The 4,266-nt window shown below is 40.8% G+C and carries 5 protein-coding genes; all 5 read right to left on the reverse strand.

The window, feature by feature from the left end:
• A partial coding sequence (locus AC0UA9_RS16705; RefSeq protein ID WP_475661789.1) for a glycosyltransferase occupies positions 1-592 on the reverse strand: 592 nt, incomplete at its 3' end.
• A 674-nt stretch (positions 593-1,266) separates the two neighbouring features.
• On the reverse strand, positions 1,267-1,992 hold the full coding sequence (locus AC0UA9_RS16710) for a hypothetical protein (RefSeq protein ID WP_475661792.1): 726 nt from the start codon (positions 1,990-1,992) through the stop codon (positions 1,267-1,269).
• Positions 1,979-3,028: a GSCFA domain-containing protein gene (locus tag AC0UA9_RS16715; protein ID WP_475661793.1), complete on the reverse strand. Its 1,050-nt coding sequence runs from the start codon at positions 3,026-3,028 to the stop codon at positions 1,979-1,981. Before AC0UA9_RS16715 ends, AC0UA9_RS16710 begins: the two co-directional genes overlap by 14 nt.
• A 67-nt stretch (positions 3,029-3,095) precedes the next feature.
• The gene (locus AC0UA9_RS16720; protein WP_475661796.1) at positions 3,096-3,995 is read right to left on the reverse strand and encodes a hypothetical protein; all 900 of its coding nucleotides are present in this window, start codon (positions 3,993-3,995) and stop codon (positions 3,096-3,098) included.
• Positions 3,996-4,005: 10 nt separating this feature from the next.
• Positions 4,006-4,266 (reverse strand): hypothetical protein (locus AC0UA9_RS16725; RefSeq protein WP_475661799.1); only part of this gene is annotated, 261 nt, incomplete at its 5' end.

Genomic DNA, 4,266 nt, shown 5'->3' on the forward strand with positions numbered 1-4,266 from the left:
ACTCCACTGCATCTGCAAAGACATCTAGGATAAATACCTTATCTTTATCAAGCCGCGAGACTAAGGTAACGCTCAGCTTACCTTCATTACTCTGGGGCTTTTCCAAGAGCGGTTGAAAGAAGCCTGTATCAGGGACATTGGGCATCACATGAAACTTTTCTGGAGCCTTACCGTTCTCGCTCAGCAAATAATCACGGACGCCAGATGACACTGTTAGTACTGCCGATACTTTATCAATATAGCTAGGGAGATCGTCAGTATATTTGCCATGAAATGTCAGCACTAAGGGTACGTCCAACCGTTCCGCCAGTGCTAAGCCAAATTTACGAGAAGCAAAGGGATGAGCATGCACAAGATCAATAGGATCAACAGCGTGAACTTTAAGAGCATTCTTAATCGTTAACTCAAGATCTGAATAGTCAGTTCGAATAACGCCAACGCCATAACCTGCCAGCGAGTCAGCAAATGGACCAGAGGGGCAAACAATAGTGGCCTTGTGGCCGTTATCAATCAAGAAGCGAGCAGTTGCGAGAACATTCTCGTGCAGCCCTCCATGTGAAGCTTTAAAAAAAACCGGTATTACAACATGCACGACCCAACCTCTTTGTTTGACTAAATAGTTTACAGCTGCAGGGATTCAATGTTCTCGTAGCATCTTAGGTGATTAACTTTTACCCAAGTTTTCCTGCCCACCATCTCGCTCCAGCCGTTCAGAAACACGAAGTCCAATCCAACAGCACTCGCGGCCTGGTAATCGTACTTACTGTCCCCAGGCACAATTAGCCAGCGGGCATCAGGTACTCTTCAAGCGCCTACAAGCACCAGATTTGCCACGGATAGATTGAGCCCGAACCTATACATCCAATTCAGGCAATACCAAGACCGGCATGGGGATCGACCAACACCGGCGGATGCGATAGCAAGAGAAGGCCAGATATTTGGCGCTGAGGTGGCAATAAAGACGCTTGGCAAATAGTTCTGTCACAGACGCACCTCAAAAAATGAAGCCAAACTACACATCACTGCATGGTCCGCCAGTAATGAGGTAAACGACACCTTTTACTGCACTTTCCATCCCTCGCAAAAATCGGGAGCAATTGATATACGATGCTTAAGAAGTCTTATCAGCATAGGGTCATCCGCGCGAAAGGTCATCGGAATACCATATTAACTCCTACTTGTAAAGCACTATAAGTAAGTCGTAAAGAGGCTCTTCATGCGTTTTGGCTGCGGCGAAATTAAAAAAATCGATATACCAAACAGAACCTAGACCGCGTAAATATAATCAAGAAAATCAGACAACCAGATAATGCCAAAATCATCATTCATATGACTACCATCCCTATCAGGATGGGACTCATTGTCCCTATGATCACCAACAGAGAGCCTCTTACTTCCTTTAGAAAAGGATGGGTCCGTATATCTACCATTAACAATCGTTCGTAACGGTTGAGGTAATAAATGAGAGTCAAATCTCGAATAAACAAACTTATTTAGCAGCTCAATGCCATAAAGATATTCCTTAGGCTCCATAACTTCCACCTCTCTTTTTCTAGCAGGAAGTGGATTGTGGCCAACAAGTATTTTTTTATCACTTACTCCTTTTATTTTTTTAATTAACTCAAATGACAAAGATCCGACCACATGATCACTAGCTGCCTGCTTAAGGACAGCCGAAGAATAGCCTCTACTCGAATCGACAAAAAGAGGCTTTGCTCCAGCACCATATATCAAAATATAATCATACTCTTTAGGAGCAATAGCTGAGCGGCCACCCGAGGTAAACTCTAAAGAACTTTTTAGCCTACCTGTTTGAGGAACCAGCCTGTCGTCACTAACTTCTAGCTCTTTTAGCCCTTCACCTCTATCAGCAAAGAAAACTATCGAGAACAATTTATGTCGCTCAGGCATAGACTCCCATGCCCTTTTCAAAGCACCCACATGACTATTACCAATAATACACAACTTCATGTCAAATTCACCTAAATGCATTAAGAAGCTCTTCTTCACAAACTGCATCAGACTCTGTATATCTAAACTCACTTCTAGACTTTATACTTTTATCATCAAACTGCCCATACTTAGACTCCAGACAAGAGAAAAAGTGGTCCATAACAAAATTGACACCTACTTGATTCACAGCTCTTTGGTTTGGGTTAAAAAAAACACCTTTAAATACTGGACTATTAATAATTTCGTAAGAGGGAAAATAATCGACCACTCTGTTTTTTCTTGCAACCTGACCTGCCACAGCACGAAGAGTAGACTTTGACTCCATCGTAGCTACAAGAACACTATTACCTGAATTGGTTGCAGTGAGAGGCACAGGGGATACTGTAAGTATAAACTTTAACTTTGGATTTTCCCCACGCATTAACTGCATGGCTAAATTTAGTTCTTTTATTATTTCTGAAAACTGCTGATTCTTGAATATATGCTCCCCCTCTAAATATTCACCAGCCACTGTACCAGGACACATAGGGTACTCGAAGCCATCTTTCGCGTGAATCCAGCTTTCTGTCAACCCTAAGGTAAAGACGAAGAAATCAGACTTCCTTATAGACTGTAAAAAAGCTGATAGAGTTTCCTTCTGGGATAACCTAAGTTCATCAATACTTGAAAAGCCATTTGGCTCCACTACTGGCCGAAAAGGATCGAAATACCTACCTTTATCCTCCCACACTTCGTCTGGAACAGTTTTCTTACCCAAAGCCCACTCAACCCACTGTCTCAGCAATGAAGTAGTATAAATATTTCCTGTACGAGCTGAAAAAATATTATAATTAAATACTCTCGAATTCTCTAAAGAAAGACTTTGAGGAGGAGATTCAGTCACAAGCCAACTAAAACCTCTAGAGTGCAATGCTCGCCCTATATGCTGCGCAAAACATGAACCAAAGGTTGACACCTTACTACTAGTTAATATTTCAAACTTTGGATCCCATAAATCAGATATATCGAACATTGATTTACTAGCTACAGCTGTTTTCCAATAGGCCTTTTGTGGCAATTTCACATATGGATTCATGCTTACCTCCATGCAGCTTATGCTGCTCCTGATAGGTATACTAAAACTCAGGTCTTCGAAGAGAAACTTAAGAGCTTTCTCTCAACCTCTCAATATCAGATAAATACTTCTCAGCCAGCTTCTCCCTTAGCACACCATCTATAAACCTAGGCTTCCCATATTCACTGGGAGGGAATTTATCTTTAAGAAAGTTTCTGAAAACACCTATTTCACTTTTTTCTAAATGTTGATTCAAGATGCTGGCGAGCTTAACAGCGCGGAATGAATATGAAGAGTTAGACCTTATTTCAGGATCCATTTTGAAATCATCATAGAGTTTGGAAGCTCCATCAAAACCGATAAGTGTCCGTTTAACAAATGAGAATTGGTCGCGACAAAATTTCTCATACTCTTGCCACTCAACAAGGCAATGATATCTTCTACAAGTTTGGGTAACATCACTCACAAGCGGGATCCAGGATACTTCTTCAAAGTCTACCTTTGAGATAAAGTCATCAAATGAAAACGATTGCCCTTCTTTTATTTTTTGAGCGTAAGTTGAATCTAAAAAATCAGCATAGTCTCTTACAAGAAATACTATCTTAACATTATAATCATCTGCCAAAGCATCGAGCAAAAACTCTATAACATCTTTGGCCTTTGGATATAACTTACCTTGGTTGGCCTTTACGCTAGAATTCCCGAAGAGGTTTTCATTCGAAATTATTAGAGTATCATGACACCCAAGCCATTTCTCAACCTTATCCTTGAGTTCTTTTTTATAGAAATCTTTTTGATAGGATTCTGACAACCTCCTTATTCCTGCAGCATTATAAATTATAGGGCTAGTCAGCTCATCCCAAACTTCTCCACCAACTCTACAAGCAATATGGTTAGAAGCCAAAAGATCTTCATTTTCACGAAGAACATTTTGAATAAAGGTGCTTCCAGTCTTGTGAACACCTGCATGAAATATAATATTTTTCATAAACCTTACCTTAGGTCAGATCTAGCTTCCATTCTATAAATTTTCCAGAATCAGAGATGGCTTCAAAAACCCATGCGGCCTCTATTTTTCCATACTCCGTTGACAAGCCGAACTGACATTTAGAAAGATCTGCTGCAGAAGAGCATGAAACAATAATAGATGACCCGCTCTCTAAATCACTTAACTTATAACCAGCAGAGCACGCCTCAGCAGAAAGAGAGCCATTAAACTTTAAGCGCGAGGAATACCTCCTCTGCTTCCTCTGAGCGAT

This window comes from Colwellia sp. F1, assembly GCF_056238625.1.